Annotated in this window: 33 protein-coding genes and 1 pseudogene; 33 read left to right on the forward strand and 1 reads right to left on the reverse strand. The window is 65.4% G+C overall.

Annotation, left to right across the window (positions count from 1 at the left end):
- The 32 genes and pseudogenes from tuf to rplQ all read left to right on the forward strand — a co-directional run.
- Positions 1-129, forward strand: a pseudogene (gene tuf, locus WKI94_RS12020) (elongation factor Tu); the annotation flags it as partial.
- Between the two features lie 8 nt (positions 130-137).
- A complete protein-coding gene (rpsJ, locus tag WKI94_RS12025) occupies positions 138-455 on the forward strand; it encodes a 30S ribosomal protein S10 (RefSeq protein WP_337845958.1) in 318 nt (105 codons plus the stop codon).
- Positions 452-1,072, forward strand: a complete 621-nt coding sequence (gene rplC / locus WKI94_RS12030; RefSeq protein WP_337845959.1) for a 50S ribosomal protein L3 — start codon at positions 452-454, stop codon at positions 1,070-1,072. The genes rpsJ and rplC overlap by 4 nt, the downstream gene beginning before the upstream one ends.
- Positions 1,072-1,704 carry a 50S ribosomal protein L4 gene (rplD, locus tag WKI94_RS12035; RefSeq protein WP_337845960.1) on the forward strand — a complete coding sequence of 211 codons (633 nt, stop codon included), beginning with the start codon at positions 1,072-1,074 and terminating at the stop codon, positions 1,702-1,704. The genes rplC and rplD overlap by 1 nt, the downstream gene beginning before the upstream one ends.
- On the forward strand, positions 1,701-1,991 hold the full coding sequence (locus WKI94_RS12040) for a 50S ribosomal protein L23 (RefSeq protein ID WP_016328555.1): 291 nt from the start codon (positions 1,701-1,703) through the stop codon (positions 1,989-1,991). Before rplD ends, WKI94_RS12040 begins: the two co-directional genes overlap by 4 nt.
- 51 nt (positions 1,992-2,042) lie before the next feature.
- The gene (gene rplB, locus WKI94_RS12045; RefSeq protein ID WP_337845961.1) at positions 2,043-2,873 is read left to right on the forward strand and encodes a 50S ribosomal protein L2; all 831 of its coding nucleotides are present in this window, start codon (positions 2,043-2,045) and stop codon (positions 2,871-2,873) included.
- Between the two features lie 8 nt (positions 2,874-2,881).
- Positions 2,882-3,163 carry a 30S ribosomal protein S19 gene (gene rpsS / locus WKI94_RS12050; protein ID WP_337845962.1) on the forward strand — a complete coding sequence of 94 codons (282 nt, stop codon included), beginning with the start codon at positions 2,882-2,884 and terminating at the stop codon, positions 3,161-3,163.
- 2 nt (positions 3,164-3,165) lie between these two features.
- Positions 3,166-3,507: a 50S ribosomal protein L22 gene (gene rplV / locus WKI94_RS12055; protein ID WP_337845963.1), complete on the forward strand. Its 342-nt coding sequence runs from the start codon at positions 3,166-3,168 to the stop codon at positions 3,505-3,507.
- On the forward strand, positions 3,497-4,216 hold the full coding sequence (gene rpsC / locus WKI94_RS12060) for a 30S ribosomal protein S3 (RefSeq protein WP_337845964.1): 720 nt from the start codon (positions 3,497-3,499) through the stop codon (positions 4,214-4,216). The genes rplV and rpsC overlap by 11 nt, the downstream gene beginning before the upstream one ends.
- Positions 4,217-4,219: 3 nt before the next feature.
- Positions 4,220-4,645, forward strand: a complete 426-nt coding sequence (gene rplP / locus WKI94_RS12065) for a 50S ribosomal protein L16 (protein WP_337845965.1) — start codon at positions 4,220-4,222, stop codon at positions 4,643-4,645.
- Entirely contained in the window at positions 4,632-4,850 is a 219-nt protein-coding gene (rpmC, locus tag WKI94_RS12070) for a 50S ribosomal protein L29 (RefSeq protein WP_337845966.1), read from the forward strand. The genes rplP and rpmC overlap by 14 nt, the downstream gene beginning before the upstream one ends.
- Positions 4,843-5,160, forward strand: a complete 318-nt coding sequence (gene rpsQ, locus WKI94_RS12075; RefSeq protein ID WP_337845967.1) for a 30S ribosomal protein S17 — start codon at positions 4,843-4,845, stop codon at positions 5,158-5,160. Before rpmC ends, rpsQ begins: the two co-directional genes overlap by 8 nt.
- Positions 5,157-5,525, forward strand: coding sequence for a 50S ribosomal protein L14 (rplN, locus tag WKI94_RS12080; RefSeq protein WP_337845968.1), 369 nt, complete (start codon positions 5,157-5,159; stop codon positions 5,523-5,525). Before rpsQ ends, rplN begins: the two co-directional genes overlap by 4 nt.
- Positions 5,525-5,857, forward strand: a complete 333-nt coding sequence (rplX, locus tag WKI94_RS12085) for a 50S ribosomal protein L24 (protein ID WP_337845969.1) — start codon at positions 5,525-5,527, stop codon at positions 5,855-5,857. Before rplN ends, rplX begins: the two co-directional genes overlap by 1 nt.
- 1 nt (position 5,858) lies before the next feature.
- Entirely contained in the window at positions 5,859-6,407 is a 549-nt protein-coding gene (rplE, locus tag WKI94_RS12090) for a 50S ribosomal protein L5 (protein ID WP_337845970.1), read from the forward strand.
- Positions 6,408-6,414: 7 nt separating this feature from the next.
- Positions 6,415-6,600: a type Z 30S ribosomal protein S14 gene (locus WKI94_RS12095; RefSeq protein ID WP_038048041.1), complete on the forward strand. Its 186-nt coding sequence runs from the start codon at positions 6,415-6,417 to the stop codon at positions 6,598-6,600.
- 71 nt (positions 6,601-6,671) lie between these two features.
- On the forward strand, positions 6,672-7,088 hold the full coding sequence (rpsH, locus tag WKI94_RS12100) for a 30S ribosomal protein S8 (RefSeq protein ID WP_337845971.1): 417 nt from the start codon (positions 6,672-6,674) through the stop codon (positions 7,086-7,088).
- The gene (rplF, locus tag WKI94_RS12105) at positions 7,088-7,630 is read left to right on the forward strand and encodes a 50S ribosomal protein L6 (protein WP_337845972.1); all 543 of its coding nucleotides are present in this window, start codon (positions 7,088-7,090) and stop codon (positions 7,628-7,630) included. Before rpsH ends, rplF begins: the two co-directional genes overlap by 1 nt.
- A gap of 8 nt (positions 7,631-7,638) precedes the next feature.
- Positions 7,639-7,977: a 50S ribosomal protein L18 gene (gene rplR / locus WKI94_RS12110; protein WP_337845973.1), complete on the forward strand. Its 339-nt coding sequence runs from the start codon at positions 7,639-7,641 to the stop codon at positions 7,975-7,977.
- 9 nt (positions 7,978-7,986) lie between these two features.
- Positions 7,987-8,460 (forward strand): 30S ribosomal protein S5, encoded by a 474-nt coding sequence (gene rpsE / locus WKI94_RS12115; RefSeq protein ID WP_337845974.1) that lies wholly within the window; start codon positions 7,987-7,989, stop codon positions 8,458-8,460.
- Entirely contained in the window at positions 8,460-8,642 is a 183-nt protein-coding gene (gene rpmD / locus WKI94_RS12120) for a 50S ribosomal protein L30 (protein ID WP_337845975.1), read from the forward strand. Before rpsE ends, rpmD begins: the two co-directional genes overlap by 1 nt.
- The gene (gene rplO / locus WKI94_RS12125; RefSeq protein ID WP_337845976.1) at positions 8,639-9,091 is read left to right on the forward strand and encodes a 50S ribosomal protein L15; all 453 of its coding nucleotides are present in this window, start codon (positions 8,639-8,641) and stop codon (positions 9,089-9,091) included. Before rpmD ends, rplO begins: the two co-directional genes overlap by 4 nt.
- 1 nt (position 9,092) lies before the next feature.
- Positions 9,093-10,409 (forward strand): preprotein translocase subunit SecY, encoded by a 1,317-nt coding sequence (secY, locus tag WKI94_RS12130; RefSeq protein WP_337845977.1) that lies wholly within the window; start codon positions 9,093-9,095, stop codon positions 10,407-10,409.
- 9 nt (positions 10,410-10,418) lie between these two features.
- Positions 10,419-10,973: an adenylate kinase gene (locus WKI94_RS12135; RefSeq protein ID WP_337845978.1), complete on the forward strand. Its 555-nt coding sequence runs from the start codon at positions 10,419-10,421 to the stop codon at positions 10,971-10,973.
- Complete coding sequence (gene map / locus WKI94_RS12140; RefSeq protein WP_337845979.1) at positions 10,973-11,740, forward strand: type I methionyl aminopeptidase; 768 nt, start codon at positions 10,973-10,975, stop codon at positions 11,738-11,740. The genes WKI94_RS12135 and map overlap by 1 nt, the downstream gene beginning before the upstream one ends.
- Positions 11,741-11,743: 3 nt before the next feature.
- Positions 11,744-11,962, forward strand: a complete 219-nt coding sequence (gene infA / locus WKI94_RS12145; protein ID WP_016328575.1) for a translation initiation factor IF-1 — start codon at positions 11,744-11,746, stop codon at positions 11,960-11,962.
- Positions 11,963-11,970: 8 nt separating this feature from the next.
- On the forward strand, positions 11,971-12,084 hold the full coding sequence (gene rpmJ, locus WKI94_RS12150) for a 50S ribosomal protein L36 (protein ID WP_003043944.1): 114 nt from the start codon (positions 11,971-11,973) through the stop codon (positions 12,082-12,084).
- A 10-nt stretch (positions 12,085-12,094) separates the two neighbouring features.
- Positions 12,095-12,475, forward strand: a complete 381-nt coding sequence (gene rpsM / locus WKI94_RS12155) for a 30S ribosomal protein S13 (RefSeq protein ID WP_015718087.1) — start codon at positions 12,095-12,097, stop codon at positions 12,473-12,475.
- A gap of 34 nt (positions 12,476-12,509) precedes the next feature.
- Complete coding sequence (rpsK, locus tag WKI94_RS12160) at positions 12,510-12,899, forward strand: 30S ribosomal protein S11 (RefSeq protein ID WP_337845980.1); 390 nt, start codon at positions 12,510-12,512, stop codon at positions 12,897-12,899.
- A 12-nt stretch (positions 12,900-12,911) separates the two neighbouring features.
- Positions 12,912-13,541, forward strand: coding sequence for a 30S ribosomal protein S4 (rpsD, locus tag WKI94_RS12165; RefSeq protein WP_016328577.1), 630 nt, complete (start codon positions 12,912-12,914; stop codon positions 13,539-13,541).
- A 9-nt stretch (positions 13,542-13,550) separates the two neighbouring features.
- A complete protein-coding gene (locus tag WKI94_RS12170; RefSeq protein WP_337845981.1) occupies positions 13,551-14,489 on the forward strand; it encodes a DNA-directed RNA polymerase subunit alpha in 939 nt (312 codons plus the stop codon).
- 4 nt (positions 14,490-14,493) lie between these two features.
- Entirely contained in the window at positions 14,494-14,850 is a 357-nt protein-coding gene (gene rplQ, locus WKI94_RS12175) for a 50S ribosomal protein L17 (protein ID WP_337845982.1), read from the forward strand.
- Between the two features lie 98 nt (positions 14,851-14,948).
- On the opposite strand, the gene WKI94_RS12180 is transcribed toward rplQ, so the two are convergent.
- The gene (locus WKI94_RS12180) at positions 14,949-15,410 is read right to left on the reverse strand and encodes a DNA cytosine methyltransferase (protein ID WP_337845983.1); all 462 of its coding nucleotides are present in this window, start codon (positions 15,408-15,410) and stop codon (positions 14,949-14,951) included.
- A 44-nt stretch (positions 15,411-15,454) separates the two neighbouring features.
- On the opposite strand from WKI94_RS12180, the gene WKI94_RS12185 reads away from it, so the two are divergent.
- Positions 15,455-15,751 carry an EamA family transporter gene (locus WKI94_RS12185; protein ID WP_337845984.1) on the forward strand — a complete coding sequence of 99 codons (297 nt, stop codon included), beginning with the start codon at positions 15,455-15,457 and terminating at the stop codon, positions 15,749-15,751.
- The last annotated feature ends 75 nt before the right edge of the window (positions 15,752-15,826 follow it).

A 15,826-nucleotide genomic window follows, 5' to 3' on the forward strand; every position in this document is an offset into this window, starting at 1 on the left:
CCTGGGGACAATGTGACGTTTACGGTGGAGCTGATCAAGCCGGTGGCGTTGGAGGAGGGGCTTCGGTTTGCCATCCGGGAGGGTGGGCGGACCGTGGGCGCCGGCGTGGTCACCAAGATCCTGGAGTGAGGTGAAGCATGCCCAAGATCCGCATCAAGCTGCGGGGCTTTGACCACAAGACCCTGGACGCCTCGGCCCAGAAGATCGTGGAGGCCGCCCGGCGCTCTGGGGCCCAGGTCTCCGGCCCTGTGCCCCTACCCACCCGGGTGCGCCGCTTCACCGTGATCCGGGGGCCCTTCAAGCACAAGGACTCCCGGGAGCACTTTGAGCTCCGCACCCACAACCGCCTCGTGGACATCATCAACCCCAACCGCAAGACCATTGAGAGCCTCATGTCCCTGGACCTTCCCACCGGGGTGGAGATTGAGATCAAGACCGTGGGAGGTGGCAGGTGAAGGGCATCCTGGGCACCAAGGTGGGCATGACCCGCATCTATAAGGATGACCGGGCCATCCCCGTCACCGTGATCCTGGCGGGCCCCTGCCCGGTGGTCCAGCGCCGCACCCCTGAGAAGGACGGCTACACCGCGGTCCAGCTGGGCTTCCTGGCTCAGAACCCCAAGCGGGTCAACCGCCCCATGAAGGGCCACTTCGCCAAGGCAGGGGTGGAGCCGGTGCGCATCCTTAGGGAGATCCGGGACTTCAACCCCGAGAAGGACGTGGTGACCGTGGACATCTTCCAGCCTGGGGAGCGGGTGGACATCACCGGGACCTCCAAGGGGCGGGGTACCGCGGGCGTGATGAAGCGCTGGAACTTTGCAGGCGGGCCCGACTCCCACGGCGCCCACAAGATCCACCGCCACCCTGGTTCCATTGGGAACCGCAAGACGCCGGGCCGGGTCTATAAGGGCAAGCGCATGGCGGGCCGCTACGGGGCGGAGCGGGTTACGGTGGTGAACCTCGAGGTGGTGGACGTTATCCCCGAGGAGAACCTCCTTCTGGTCAAGGGCGCGGTACCTGGGCCCAATGGGGGCCTCCTCATCGTGCGCGAGACCAAGAAGGTGGCCAAGTGATGAAGGAGGACATGGTGTACCAGATTCCTGTGCTCTCCTCTTCTGGCACCCGGGAGCTTTCCGCCGAGCTGCCGACGGAGATCAACCCCCACCTGCTCTGGGAGGTGGTGCGCTGGCAGCTGGCGATCCGCCGCCGGGGCACGGCCAGCACCAAGACCCGGGGGGAGGTAGCCTACTCCAGCCGCAAGATCTACCCCCAGAAGCACACGGGTCGGGCTCGCCACGGCGACATCGGCGCGCCCATCTTCGTAGGGGGGGGGACGGTCTTCGGGCCCAAGCCCCGGGACTACAGCTACACCCTGCCCAAGAAGATGCGGAAGGCGGGCCTGGCCATGGCCGTGGCCGACCGGGCCCGTGAGGGCAAGCTCCTCTTGGTGGAGGACTTTCCCGGGGTGAACGGCAAGACCAAGGAGTTTTTGGCCTGGGCCAAGGGGGCGGGGCTCACCGGGGAGGAGACAATGCTCCTGGTGGCCCAGGACGAGAAGGTGCGCCGGGCGGCCCGCAACCTGCCCTGGGTGGTCACCCTGGCCCCTGAGGGCCTAAATGTGTACGACATCCTGCGCACCGAGCGCTTGGTCATGGACCTTGCGGCCTGGCAGGCTTTCCAGGCCCGCTTGGGGGGTGAGGCATGAAGACCGCCTACGACGTGATCCTGGCCCCCGTGCTCTCGGAGAAGGCCTATGCGGGCTTTGCCGAGGGGAAGTACACCTTTTGGGTCCACCCCAAGGCCACCAAGACCGAGATCAAAAACGCGGTGGAGGAGGCCTTTAAGGTCAAGGTGGTGGGGGTGAATACCCTCAAGGTTCGGGGCAAGAAGAAGCGCCTGGGCCGCTACATGGGCCGGCGTCCCGACCGCAAGAAGGCCATCGTGCAGGTGGCCCCCGGGCAGAAGATCGAGGCCTTGGAGGGCCTCATCTAAAGGACCATCCGGGAAGGGGGGCCCGGGCCCCGATCCGGAGGGAGGAAGCCGATGGGAGTTAAGAAGTTCAAACCCTACACCCCGAGCCGCCGCTTCATGACGGTGGCGGACTTCTCCGAGATCACCAAGACCGAGCCGGAGAAGTCCCTGGTCAAGCCCCTGAAGAAGACGGGTGGGCGGAACAACCAGGGCCGCATCACCGTGCGCTTCCGGGGGGGTGGGCATAAGCGGCTCTACCGCATCATTGACTTCAAGCGCTGGGATAAGGCGGGCATCCCCGCCAAGGTGGCGGCCATAGAGTACGACCCCAACCGTTCCGCCCGCATCGCCCTCCTCCACTACGCCGATGGGGAGAAGCGGTACATCATCGCTCCTGAGGGCTTAAAGGTGGGCCAGCAGGTGGTGGCGGGCCCCGATGCCCCCATCGCCGTGGGCAACGCCCTGCCCCTACGCTTCATCCCCGTGGGTACCGTGGTGCACGCCGTGGAGCTGGAGCCCAAAAAGGGGGCCAAGCTGGCCCGTTCCGCCGGGACCAGCACCCAGATCCAAGGCCGGGAAGGGGACTACGTGGTCCTGCGCCTACCCTCCGGGGAGCTCCGCAAAGTGCACGGGGAGTGCTACGCCACCGTGGGGGCGGTGGGCAATGCGGACCACAAGAACATCGTTCTGGGCAAGGCTGGGCGTAGCCGCTGGCTTGGGCGCAAGCCCCACGTGCGCGGTGCGGCCATGAACCCCGTGGACCACCCCCACGGCGGTGGTGAGGGCCGGGCTCCCCGGGGCCGTCCCCCCGCTTCTCCCTGGGGTTGGCAGACCAAGGGGCTTAAGACCCGGAAGCGCCGCAAGCCCTCCAGCCGCTTCATCATCGCCCGGCGCAAGAAGTGAGGTGAGGTATGCCGCGTAGCTTGAAAAAGGGCGTCTTTGTAGATGGCCACCTCCTGGAGAAGGTGCTGGAGCTGAACGCCAAGGGCGAGAAGCGGCTCATCAAGACCTGGAGCCGCCGCTCCACCATCGTCCCAGAGATGGTTGGCCACACCATTGCCGTCTACAACGGCAAGCAGCACGTGCCCGTCTACATCACCGAGAACATGGTGGGCCACAAGCTGGGTGAGTTCGCCCCCACCCGCACCTACCGGGGGCACGGCAAAGAGGCCAAGGCCACCAAGAAGAAGTAGCCATGGAAGCGAAAGCCATTGCCCGATATGTGCGCATCGCCCCAAGGAAGGTCCGATTGGTGGTGGACCTGATCCGGGGAAAGAGCCTCGAGGAGGCTCGCAACATCCTCCGCTACACCCCAAAGCGGGGGGCCTACCACGTGGCCAAGGTGCTGGAGTCCGCCGCCGCCAACGCCATCAACAACCACGACATGCTGGAGGACCGCCTCTACGTAAAGGCGGCCTACGTAGACGAGGGGCCTGCCCTCAAGCGGGTCCTGCCCCGGGCCCGGGGCCGGGCGGACATCATCAAGAAGAGGACCAGCCACATCACCATTATCCTGGGGGAGAAGCATGGGAAATAAAATCCACCCCATCGGTTTTCGGCTCGGCATTACCCGGGATTGGGAGTCCCGCTGGTACGCGGGCAAGAAGCAGTACCGCCACCTCCTCTTGGAGGACCAGCAGATCCGTGGGTTCCTCACCAAGGAGCTCTACCCCGCGGGCCTAGCCCGCATTGACATTGAGCGGGCAGCGGACAACGTGGCGGTGACGGTGCACGTGGCCAAGCCCGGGGTGGTCATCGGCCGGGGCGGGGAGAAGATCAAGGTCCTTCGCGACCAGCTCTCTAAGCTCACCGGCAAGAACGTGGCCCTTAACGTCCAGGAGATCCATAACCCCAACCTCTCCGCACCCCTGGTGGCCCAGCGGGTGGCGGAGCAGATTGAAAGGCGCTTCGCCGTACGCCGGGCCATCAAGCAGGCGGTGCAGCGGGTCATGGAGTCCGGGGCCAAGGGGGCCAAGGTCATCGTTTCCGGCCGCATCGGCGGGGCGGAGCAGGCCCGCACCGAGTGGGCTGCGGAGGGCCGGGTGCCCCTCCACACCCTGCGTGCTAACATAGACTACGGCTTTGCCCTGGCCCGCACCACCTATGGGGTGCTGGGGGTCAAGGCGTACGTTTTCCTGGGCGAGGTAATCGGCGGCCAGAAGCCCAAGGCCCGCCCTGAGGCCCCGAAAGGGGAGGAGCGGCCCCGCCGCCGCCGCCCGGCCGTGCGCGTGAAGAAGGAGGAGTAGGCCATGCTGATGCCCAGGCGCATGAAGTACCGGAAGCAGCACCGTGGCCGCATGAAGGGGGCCACCAAGGGTGGGGATTACGTGGCCTTCGGGGACTATGGCCTCGTGGCCCTCGAGCCCGCCTGGATCACCTCCCAGCAGATTGAGGCTGCCCGTGTGGCCATGGTGCGGCATTTCCGGCGGGGCGGGAAGATCTTCATCCGCATCTTCCCCGACAAGCCCTACACCAAGAAGCCCCTGGAGGTGCGGATGGGTAAGGGTAAGGGCAACGTGGAGGGGTACGTGGCCGTGGTGAAGCCGGGCCGGGTGATGTTTGAGGTGGCGGGGGTCACGGAGGAGCAGGCCCTCGAGGCCCTGCGCATCGCCGGCCACAAACTCCCCATCAAGACCAAGATCGTGCGGAGGGACGCCTACGATGAAGCTCAGTGAGGTCAAGAAGGCCCTGGAGGAGGCGCGGAAGCTCTCTCCCCAGGAGCTTGAGAAGCTTATCCGGCAGAAGAAGCGGGAGCTCATGGAGCTCCGCTTCCAGGCCTCCATCGGGCAGCTTTCCCAGAACCACAAGATCCGGGAAGCCCGCAAGATGATCGCCCGGCTCCTCACGGTCTGGAACGAGAAGAGGAGGCAGAATGCCTAAGAAGGTGCTGACCGGGGTGGTGGTGAGCGACAAGATGCAGAAGACCGTCACGGTCTTGGTGGAGCGCCAGTTCCCCCACCCCCTCTACGGTAAGGTCATCCGGCGCTCCAAAAAGTACCTGGCCCACGACCCCAACGAGGAGTACAAGGTGGGGGACGTGGTGGAGATCATCGAGGCCCGCCCCATCTCCAAGCGCAAGCGCTTCCGCGTCCTGCGCCGGGTGGAGGAGGGCCGGATGGACCTGGTGGAGAAGTACCTGGTCCGCCGCCAGAACTATCAGAGCCTCTCAAAGCGCGGAGGTAAGGCATGATCCAGCCCCAGACCTACCTGGAGGTGGCCGACAACACCGGGGCCCGCAAGATCATGTGCATCCGGGTGCTCAAGGGGAGCAACGCCAAGTACGCCACCGTGGGGGACATCATCGTGGCCAGCGTCAAGGAGGCCATCCCCCGGGCCGCGGTGAAGAAGGGGGACGTGGTGAAGGCGGTGGTGGTGCGCACCAAGAAGGAGGTCAAGCGCCCCGACGGGTCCGCCATCCGCTTTGACGACAACGCCGCGGTCATCATCAACAACCAGCTGGAACCCAGGGGAACCCGGGTCTTCGGCCCCGTGGCCCGGGAGCTCAGGGAGAAGGGCTTCATGAAAATTGTCTCCCTGGCGCCGGAGGTGCTCTGATGCAGCCCAAGCTACACGTGAAAAAGGGGGACACCGTCCTGGTGGCCTCTGGGAAGTACAAGGGGCGGATAGGCAAGGTGAAGCAGGTCCTGCCCAAGAAGTATGCGGTCATCGTGGAAGGGGTGAACCTCGTCAAGAAGGCGGTGCGCCCCAGCCCCAAGCACCCCCAGGGCGGGTTCGTGGAGCAGGAGGCCCCTCTGCACGCCTCCAAGGTGCGCCCCATCTGTCCTTCCTGCGGCAAGCCCACCCGGGTGCGCAAGAAGTTCCTGGAAGACGGCCGTAAGGTGCGGGCCTGCGCCAAGTGCGGCGGCGTTTTAGACGTGGAGGAATGAGATGCCTCTGGAAGTGGCCCTGAAGAAGAAGTACTACGAGGAAGTCCGGCCCGAGCTCATCCGCCGCTATGGGTACCAGAACATCTGGGAGGTGCCCCGCCTGGAGAAGGTGGTGGTGAACCAGGGCCTGGGCGAGGCCAAGGAGGATGCCCGTATCCTGGAGAAGGCCGCTAAGGAACTGGCCCTCATCACCGGTCAGAAGCCCGCCATCACCCGGGCCAAGAAGTCCATCTCCAACTTTAAGCTCCGTAAGGGGATGCCCATCGGCCTAAGGGTGACCCTTAGGGGAGACCGGATGTGGATCTTCCTGGAGAAGCTCCTCAACGTGGCCCTACCCCGCATCCGCGACTTCCGGGGTGTGAACCCCAACAGCTTTGATGGCCGGGGGAACTACAACCTGGGCCTTCGGGAGCAGCTCATCTTCCCCGAGATCACCTACGATATGGTGGATGCCCTAAGGGGGATGGACATCGCGGTGGTCACCACCGCCAAGACCGACGAAGAGGCCCGGGCCCTCTTGGAGCTTCTGGGTTTCCCCTTCCGTAAGTGAGGGCGAGATGGCGAGAAAAGCGCTGATTGAGAAGGCCAAAAGGACCCCTAAGTTCAAGGTGCGGGCCTACACCCGGTGCGTGCGCTGCGGGCGGGCCAGGAGCGTCTACCGCTACTTCGGCCTCTGCCGGCTTTGCCTCAGGGAACTTGCGCATAAGGGGCAGTTGCCCGGGGTGAGGAAGGCCAGCTGGTAGGGCGGTGGCCGGTCGGGGGGATTCCCTCGAGACCGCACGGCCCAGGGCAAGTAGGTAAAAGGAGAAAGGAAATGCTGACGGACCCCATCGCCGACATGCTGACCCGGATTAGGAACGCCACCCGGGTCTACAAGGAGAGCACGGAGGTGCCCGCCTCCCGCCTCAAGGAGGAGATCCTCAAGATCCTGGCGCGGGAGGGCTTCATCAAGGGGTACGAGCGGGTGGAGGTGGACGGCAAGCCCGTCTTGCGCATCCACCTCAAGTACGGCCCTAGGCGCCAGGGCCTTGACCCCCGGCCTGAGCAGGTCATCAACCACATCCGCCGCATCAGCAAGCCGGGTAGACGGGTGTACGTGGGGGCTAAGGGGATCCCCCGGGTGCGCCGGGGCTTGGGGATCGCCATCCTCTCCACCTCCAAGGGCGTCCTCACCGATCGCGAGGCGAGGAAGCTCGGCGTGGGCGGGGAACTCATCTGCGAGGTGTGGTGATGTCTAGGATCGGTAAGATGCCCATTCCCCTGCCCAAAGGGGTGACCGTGGAGGTGGCCCCGGGGCTGGTGAAGGTGAAAGGCCCCAAGGGCGAGCTTTCCGTGCCCGTGAGCCCTGAGATGAAGATCGCCGTGGAGAATGGCGTAATCCGGGTGGAGCGCCCCTCGGACGACCGCCGCCACAAGAGCCTCCACGGCCTTACCCGCACCCTCATCGCCAACGCCGTGAAGGGCGTGGCCGAGGGTTACGTGAAGGAGCTCCTCATCAAGGGCATCGGGTACCGGGCCCGGCTCGTGGGGCGGGCGGTGGAGCTCTCCGTGGGCTTCAGCCACCCCGTGGTGGTGGAGCCTCCGGAGGGGATCACCTTTGAGGTACCCGAGCCCACCAAGATCCGGATTTTGGGCATAGACAAGCAGAAGGTGGGCCAGGTGGCGGCCAACCTCAGGGCCATCAAGAAGCCCAGCGCCTACCACGAGAAGGGCATCTACTACGCGGGTGAGCCCATCCGCCTCAAGCCCGGTAAGGCTGGGGCCAAGAAGTAGGAGGAGGCATGGCACGGCTAACCGCTTTTGAGCGTCGGAAGTTCCGGGTGCGCAACCGCATTAAGCGCTCCGGGCGCCTTAGGCTTTCCGTTTTCCGCAGCCTGAACCATATCTACGCCCAGATCATTGACGACGAGAAGGGGGAGACCCTGGTGGCCGCCTCGAGCCTGGCCCTGAAGCTGAAGGGCCCCAAGACCGAGGTGGCCCGGCAGGTGGGGCGGGCCTTGGCGGAGAAGGCCTTGGCCAAGGGGATCAAGCAGGTGGCCTTTGACCGCGGGCCTTACAAGTACCACGGCCGGGTGAAGGCCCTGGCCGAGGGGGCCCGGGAGGGTGGCCTCGAGTTCTAAGGAGGGACCATGCCCGAGACCGATTTTGAGGAAAAGATGATCCTGGTGCGGCGCACCGCCAAGACCTACCAGGGCGGCCGCCGCTTCCGCTTCGGCGCCCTGGTGGTGGTGGGGGACCGGCAGGGCCGGGTGGGCCTGGGCCTGGGCAAGGCTAAGGAGGTCCCCCTGGCGGTGCAGAAGGCGGGGTACTACGCCCGCCGCAACATGGTGGAGGTGCCCCTTCTGAACGGCACCATCCCCCACGAGGTGGAGGTGGAGTACGGGGCCTCCAAGATCCTCCTCAAGCCCGCGGCCCCCGGCACCGGGGTGATCGCGGGGGCGGTGCCCCGGGCCATCCTGGAGCTTGCTGGGGTGACGGACATCCTCACCAAGGAGCTGGGGAGCCGCAACCCCATCAACATCGCCTACGCCACCCTTGAGGCCCTGCGCCAGCTCAGGACCAAGGACGACGTGGCCCGTCTTAGGAAGGGCAAGGAGGAGTGATGCCCAAGCTCAAGGTCAAGCTGGTGAAAAGCCCCATCGGCTACCCCAAGGACCAGAAGGCGGCCCTTAAGGCCCTGGGGCTTACCCGCCTGCAAAAGGAGCGGGTGCTGGAGGATACCCCCGCCATCCGGGGCAACGTGGAGAAGGTTCGCCACCTTCTCCAGGTGGAGGTGCTGGAATGAAGCTTTCGGATCTCAAGCCCAACCCAGGGGCCAACAAGAGGCGCAAACGCGTGGGCCGGGGGCCGGGCTCCGGGCACGGCAAGACGGCCACCCGCGGCCACAAGGGCCAGAAGTCCCGCTCCGGCGGGCTTAAGGACCCCCGGCGCTTTGAGGGCGGGCGCTCCACCACCCTGATGCGCCTGCCCAAGCGGGGGATGCAGGGCCAGGTGCCCGGGGAGATCAAGCGGCCCAAGTACCAGGGGGTGAACCTCAAGGACCTCGCCCGCTTTGAGGGGGAGGTGACCCCGGAACTTCTGGTGCAAGCGGGCCTCCTCAAGAAGGGGTACCGGCTTAAAGTCTTAGGGGAAGGGGAGGCCAAGCCCCTTAAGGTGGTGGCCCACGCTTTCTCCAAGAGCGCCCTAGAGAAGCTGAAGGCCGCGGGCGGCGAGCCCGTCCTTCTGGAGGCCTAAGATGCTGAAGGCCTTCCGGAGCGCCCTCCAGATCCCCGAGCTCCGCCAGCGCATCCTCTTCACCCTCTTGGTGCTGGCCGCCTACCGCCTGGGGGCCTTCATCCCCACCCCGGGGGTGGACCTGGACAAGATCCAGGAGTTTTTGCGCACCACCCAGGGCGGGGTGTTCGGCATCATCAACCTCTTCTCCGGCGGAAACTTTGAGCGCTTCTCCATTTTCGCCTTGGGGATCATGCCCTACATCACCGCGGCCATCATCATGCAGCTTTTGGTCACGGTGGTCCCGGCCCTGGAGAAGCTCTCCAAGGAGGGGGAGGAGGGCCGCCGCATCATCAACCAGTACACCCGCATCGGCGGCATCGCTCTGGGGGCCTTCCAGGGCTTCTTCCTGGCCACGGCCTTCCTGGGGGCCGAAGGGGGGCGGTTCCTCCTCCCCGGCTGGTCCCCGGGGCCCTTCTTCTGGATGGTGGTGGTGGTCACCCAGGTGGCGGGCATCGCCCTCCTCCTCTGGATGGCGGAGCGCATCACGGAGTACGGCATCGGCAACGGCACCAGCATGATCATCTTTGCTGGCATCGTGGTGGACTGGCTGCCCCAGCTTCTGCGCACCGTGGGCCTTATCCGCACGGGGGAGGTGAACCTGGTGGCCTTCCTCTTCTTCCTGGCCTTCATCGTCCTGGCCTTTGCCGGGATGGCGGCGGTGCAGCAGGCGGAAAGGCGTATCCCCGTCCAGTACGCCCGCAAGGTGGTGGGCCGCCGGGTGTATGGGGGGCAGGCCACCTACATCCCCATCAAGCTGAACGCCGCCGGGGTCATCCCCATCGTTTTCGCCGCGGCCATCCTCCAGATCCCCATCTTCCTTACCGCCCCCTTCCAGGATAGCCCCGTCCTCCAGGCCATCGCCAACTTCTTCAACCCCCGTCACCTCTCAGGCCTCCTTATAGAGGTGGTCCTCATTGTCCTCTTCACCTACGTGTACACCGCGGTGCAGTTTGACCCTAAGCGCATCGCGGAAAGCCTTCGGGAGTACGGCGGCTTCATCCCCGGCATCCGCCCGGGGGAACCCACGGTGAAGTTCCTGGAGCACATCGTCTCCCGCCTCACCCTGTGGGGGGCCCTCTTCCTGGGCCTGGTGGCCGCCCTGCCCCAGATCATCCAGAACATTACCGGGGTGCAGAGCATCGCCTTCTCTGGGATAGGGCTCCTCATCGTGGTGGGGGTGGCCCTGGACACCCTGAGGCAGGTGGAAAGCCAGCTGATGCTCAGGAACTACGAGGGATTCCTCTCCAAGGGCCGCATCCGCGGCCGCACCCGCTAGGAGGCAGCCATGGGGGAAGCGGTGATCTTCTTGGGACCGCCCGGGGCGGGGAAGGGCACCCAGGCGGCTAGGCTTTCGGAGGAACTGGGGTTTAAGAAGCTCTCCACAGGGGACATCCTCCGGGACCACGTGGCCCGAAGGACCCCCTTGGGGGAACGGGTGCGCCCCATCATGGAGCGGGGTGACCTGGTGCCCGATGACCTGATCCTGGCCCTCATCCGGGAGGAGCTCGCCGAGCGGGTGATCCTGGACGGTTTTCCCCGTACCCTACCCCAGGCGGAGGCCCTGGACGAGCTCCTTCAGCAGACGGGGATGCGGCTTCTTGGGGTGGTGCTGGTGGAGGTGCCGGAGGAGGAGCTCACCAAGCGGATGCTCAAGCGGGCGGAGCTGGAGGGCCGCGCAGACGACAACGAGGAGACCATCCGCCGCCGCCTCGAGGTCTATCGGGAAAAGACCGAGCCCCTGGTGCGCTACTATGAGGAGCGGGGCGTGCTTAGGCGGGTGGACGGCCTCGGTACCCCCGATGAGGTCTACGCCCGCATCCGGGCCGCCTTGGGGATCTGATGGCCATTAAGCTGAAAAGCCCCTGGGAGATTGAGCGCATGCGGGAGGCAGGCGCCCTCCTCACCGAGGTGGTGGAGGAGGTGGGCCGCCACGTGGAGCCCGGCATCACCACCAAGGAGCTGGACCGTATCGCCTACGAGGCCATCAAGAGGCGGAAGGCCAAACCGGCCTTTCTCGGGCTCTACGGCTTCCCCGCCACCCTGTGCACCTCGGTGAACGAGGTGGTGGTCCACGGCATCCCCTCCGACGAGCCCTTGAAGGAAGGGGACATCCTCTCCGTGGACGTGGGCCTCATCTACGGGGGCTTCGCCGCGGACATGGCCCGCACCTTCCCCGTGGGCCGGGTTTCCCCGGAGGCGGAACGGCTCATCCGGGACACGGAGCAGGCCTTTTGGGAGGGGTTTAAATACCTTCGGCCTGGCTACCGCACCGGGGACGTGGGCCATGCGGTGCAGACCTTTTTGGAGAGCCGGGGCTATGGGGTGGTGCGGGAGTTCGTGGGCCACGGGGTGGGGCGGGAGATCCACGAGGACCCCAAGTTCCCCAACTTCGGCAAACCCGGCACCGGCCCCAAGATCCGCCCGGGCATGACCCTGGCCCTGGAGCCCATGGTGACCCTAAGGCCAGCCCCTGTGGTAATATTGGAAGATGGCTGGACGGCGAGCGCCGGCAAGGGCAACCTCGCCGCCCACTACGAGAACACCGTTTTGGTGACGGAAGAGGGCCCGGAGCTTCTCACCGGGAGGCCCCTGGTGCGGGCGAGGTAGGGTATGGCGAAGGAGAAGGACACCATTCGGGCAGAGGGCGTGATTACCGAGGCGCTTCCCAACGCGACCTTTCGCGTGAAGCTGGACTCGGGGCCGGAGATTTTGGCCTACATCTCCGGCAAGATGCGCATGCACTACATCCGCATCCTGCCCGGGGACCGCGTGGTGGTGGAGATCACGCCCTACGACCCCACCCGGGGACGGATCGTCTACAGGAAGTAGGAGGCGAGATGAAGGTACGGGCTTCGGTCAAGAGGATGTGCGAGAAGTGCAAGGTGGTGCGCCGGCACGGCCGGGTGTACGTGATCTGCGAGAACCCTAAGCACAAGCAGCGTCAGGGCTAAGGAGGCGAGTGTGGCGAGGATTGCAGGGGTAGAGATTCCGAGGAACAAGCGGGTGGACGTGGCCCTCACCTACATCTACGGGGTGGGGCCGGCGCGGGCCAAGGAGGCTTTGGAGAAGACGGGGATTAACCCCGCCACCCGGGTGAAGGACCTCACCGAGGCCGAGGTGGTCCGCCTGCGCGAGTACGTGGAGAACACCTGGAAGCTGGAAGGGGAGCTCCGCGCGGAGGTGGCCGCCAACATCAAGCGGCTCATGGACATCGGCTGCTACCGGGGCCTGAGGCACCGCCGGGGCCTTCCCGTGAGGGGCCAGCGCACACGCACCAACGCCCGCACCCGCAAGGGTCCCCGGAAGACCGTGGCCGGCAAGAAGAAGGCCCCCAGGAAGTAGGGCTGGGCCAGCAGATACTCCATAGAGGGAGAGTATGGCCAGGAAAACCGCCAAGAAAAAGATCAAGCGCCAAGTCGCCAGCGGCAAAGCCTACATCCACGCCTCCTACAACAACACCATCGTCACCATCACCGACCCGGACGGCAATCCCATCACCTGGTCCTCGGGCGGGGTGATCGGCTACAAGGGTACCAAGAAGGGCACCCCCTACGCCGCCCAGCTTGCGGCCATGGACGCGGCCAAAAAGGCCATGGCTTACGGCATGCAGAGCGTGGACGTCATCGTCCGGGGCACCGGGGCGGGCCGGGAGCAGGCCATCCGGGCCTTGCAGGCTTCCGGCCTCCAGGTGAAGTCCATCGTGGACGACACCCCTGTGCCTCACAACGGCTGCCGCCCCAAGAAGAAGTTCCGCAAGGCTTCGTAAGGAGAGGAGAAGATGGGTCGTTACATTGGACCAGTTTGCCGCCTTTGCCGCCGGGAGGGTGTGAAGCTTTACCTGAAGGGGGAGCGCTGCTACAGCCCCAAGTGCGCCATGGAGCGCCGGCCCTACCCCCCGGGCCAGCACGGCCAGAAGCGGGCCCGCCGTCCCTCCGACTACGCGGTGCGCCTCAGGGAAAAGCAGAAGCTCCGCCGCATCTACGGCATCTCGGAAACCCAGTTTAGGAACCTCTTTGAGGAGGCGAGCCGCAAGAAGGGCGTCACGGGCACGGTCTTCCTGGGGCTTTTGGAGTCCAGGCTAGACAATGTGGTCTACCGCCTAGGCTTTGCCCAAAGCCGCCGCCAGGCCCGGCAGATGGTCCGCCACGGGCACATCACCGTGAACGGCCGCCGGGTGGACCTGCCCGCTTACCGCGTAAAGCCGGGGGACGAGATCGCCATCGCCGAGGGGAGCCGGAACCTGGACTTCATCCGCCAAAACCTCGAGGCCATGAAGGGCCGCAAGGTGGGGCCTTGGCTTTCCTTGGACGTGGAGGCCATGAAGGGCAAGTTCCTCCGCCTTCCCGACCGGGAGGACCTGGCCCTGCCGGTGAACGAGCAACTGGTGATTGAGTTCTACTCCAGGTAGAGGAGGGCTATGTTAGAGAGCAAGCTGAAAGCCCCGGTCTTTACCGTGCGCACCCAGGGGCGGGAGTACGGGGAGTTCGTCCTCGAGCCCCTGGAGCGGGGCTTCGGGGTGACCCTGGGAAACCCCCTAAGGCGCATCCTCCTCTCCTCCATTCCGGGCACCGCGGTCACCAGCGTCTACATTGAGGACGTCCTCCACGAGTTCTCCACCATCCCCGGGGTTAAGGAGGACGTGGTGGAGATCGTCCTGAACCTTAAGGAGCTGGTGGTCCGCTTCCTGGACCCCAAGATGCAGACCGCCACCCTCCTTCTCAAGGCGGAAGGCCCGAAGGTGGTGCGGGCGGCGGACTTCATCCCCCAGCCGGACGTGGAGATCCTGAACCCCGACCTGCCCATTGCCACCTTGGAGGAGGGCGGAAAGCTCCACATGGAGGTGCGGGTGGACCGGGGGGTGGGCTACGTGCCCGCGGAGCGCCACAACACCAAGGACCGCATCAACGCCATCCCCGTGGACGCCATCTTCTCCCCGGTGCGCCGGGTGGCCTTCCAGGTGGAGGATACCCGCCTAGGCCAGCGCACGGACCTGGACAAGCTCACCTTGCGCATCTGGACCGATGGGTCCATCACCCCCATGGAAGCCCTGGAGCAGGCGGTGAGCATCTTGAGGGAGCACCTCTCCTACTTCGCCAACCCCCAAACCACCGCGCTGCCCGAGGAGGCCCCGGCCCCCAAGTCCGAAGAGAAGGAGGAGGAGCTGGACCTGCCCCTGGAGGAGCTTGGGCTTTCCACCCGGGTCCTCCACAGCCTCAAAGAGGAGGGGATTGAGTCCGTGCGGGCCCTTCTGGCCCTGAACCTCAAGGACTTGAAGAACATCCCCGGCATCGGGGAGAGGAGCCTGGAGGAGATCCGCGAGGCCCTGGAGAAGCGGGGCTTTACCCTGAAGGAGTGAGACCATGCGCCACCTCAAGTCCGGCCGCAAACTGAACCGCCATTCTTCCCACCGCCTGGCTCTTTTCCGCAACCAGGCCAAGAGCCTTCTCATCCATGGCCGCATCACCACCACCGTTCCCAAGGCCAAGGAGCTCACCGGCTTTGTGGACCACCTCATTCACCTGGCCAAGCGAGGGGACCTGCACGCCCGCCGCCTGGTCCTTAGGGACCTGCAGGACGTGAAGCTGGTGCGGAAGCTCTTTGACGAGATCGCCCCCAGGTACCAGGACCGCCCCGGGGGGTACACCCGCGTCCTCAAGTTGGCGGAGCGCCGCCGGGGGGACGGGGCGCCCCTGGCCCTGGTGGAGCTGGTGGACTAAATGCCCCGCCGAAGCGAAAGCTTCGGTGGGGGGCCCAAGGAGGGCAAGGGTACTTAAACGCAAGAAGACCCCAGGCCCCGCCCGCGGGCGGGGGTTTTCTATTCCCGCTTGAGGAGCCTAAGGAGCTGGTCTTCCAGCTCGCCGATGTAGGCGGCCAGGGTGTTCCCGTGCTTTTCCAGAATCTCCACCAGGCGGGCCTCCAAGGCCCGGATCTCCTCCTTTTCCGCCTCTTTTAGCTGAGCGAGCTCTGTCTCCAGGTAGCGCTTGAGCTCGGTGTAGCGGCTTCCCTCAGCGTCCTCGGCCAGCTTCTTGTAGTGGAGGAGCTCCCGGGCGTAGCGCTTTACCTCCAGGAGGGCTGCGGTCTCCAGGCCGATGGTAAAGAGGAGGTAGAGCAGGGTTACCAGGAAGAGAGCCACCACCAGCACCACCCCCAGGGGGGCCTCCACCCGGGTGAGGCCCAGGGAGAGGACGGCGGGGCGGGTGATCTCCCCCCAGTTGAGCCAGGTGAACAGGCCAAGGAGGAGGAGGAAGACCAGGGCGAAAAGGGTTCGTGCGCTCATGATAGGCCTCCTTCGGGCACCGGGGGGATTATACACTTTTCAGCATGGGCTACTTCTACCTTCTCCTGGCCGCTTCCCTTTGGGGGCTTTTGGGCCCGGTGAGCCGGGTGGCCTTTGCCGAAGGGGTGACCCCCCTCACGGTGGCTTTTTTCCGCGCCCTTCTGGCCTGGGCCTGTTTTGCCCTCCACGCCGCTCTTCTCCGCCAGGTCTGCGTGGCCCCTAGAGACCTCCCCGTCCTCCTTAGCTTCGGCCTGGTGGGGGTCTCGCTCTTTTACGGCTCCTACCAGCTGGCCGTGGGGTATGGGGGGGCCGCCTTGGGTCGTGTCAAGATTTATGTGTAAGCGTCTGTGTACGGGGGGCATACCTTTCCCGAAGCATCCCTTCCAACACCTCCTGCACCTCGGCAAAACCCTTCA

Source organism: Thermus sp. (assembly GCF_037444525.1).
In the GTDB taxonomy this organism is placed as follows: domain Bacteria; phylum Deinococcota; class Deinococci; order Deinococcales; family Thermaceae; genus Thermus.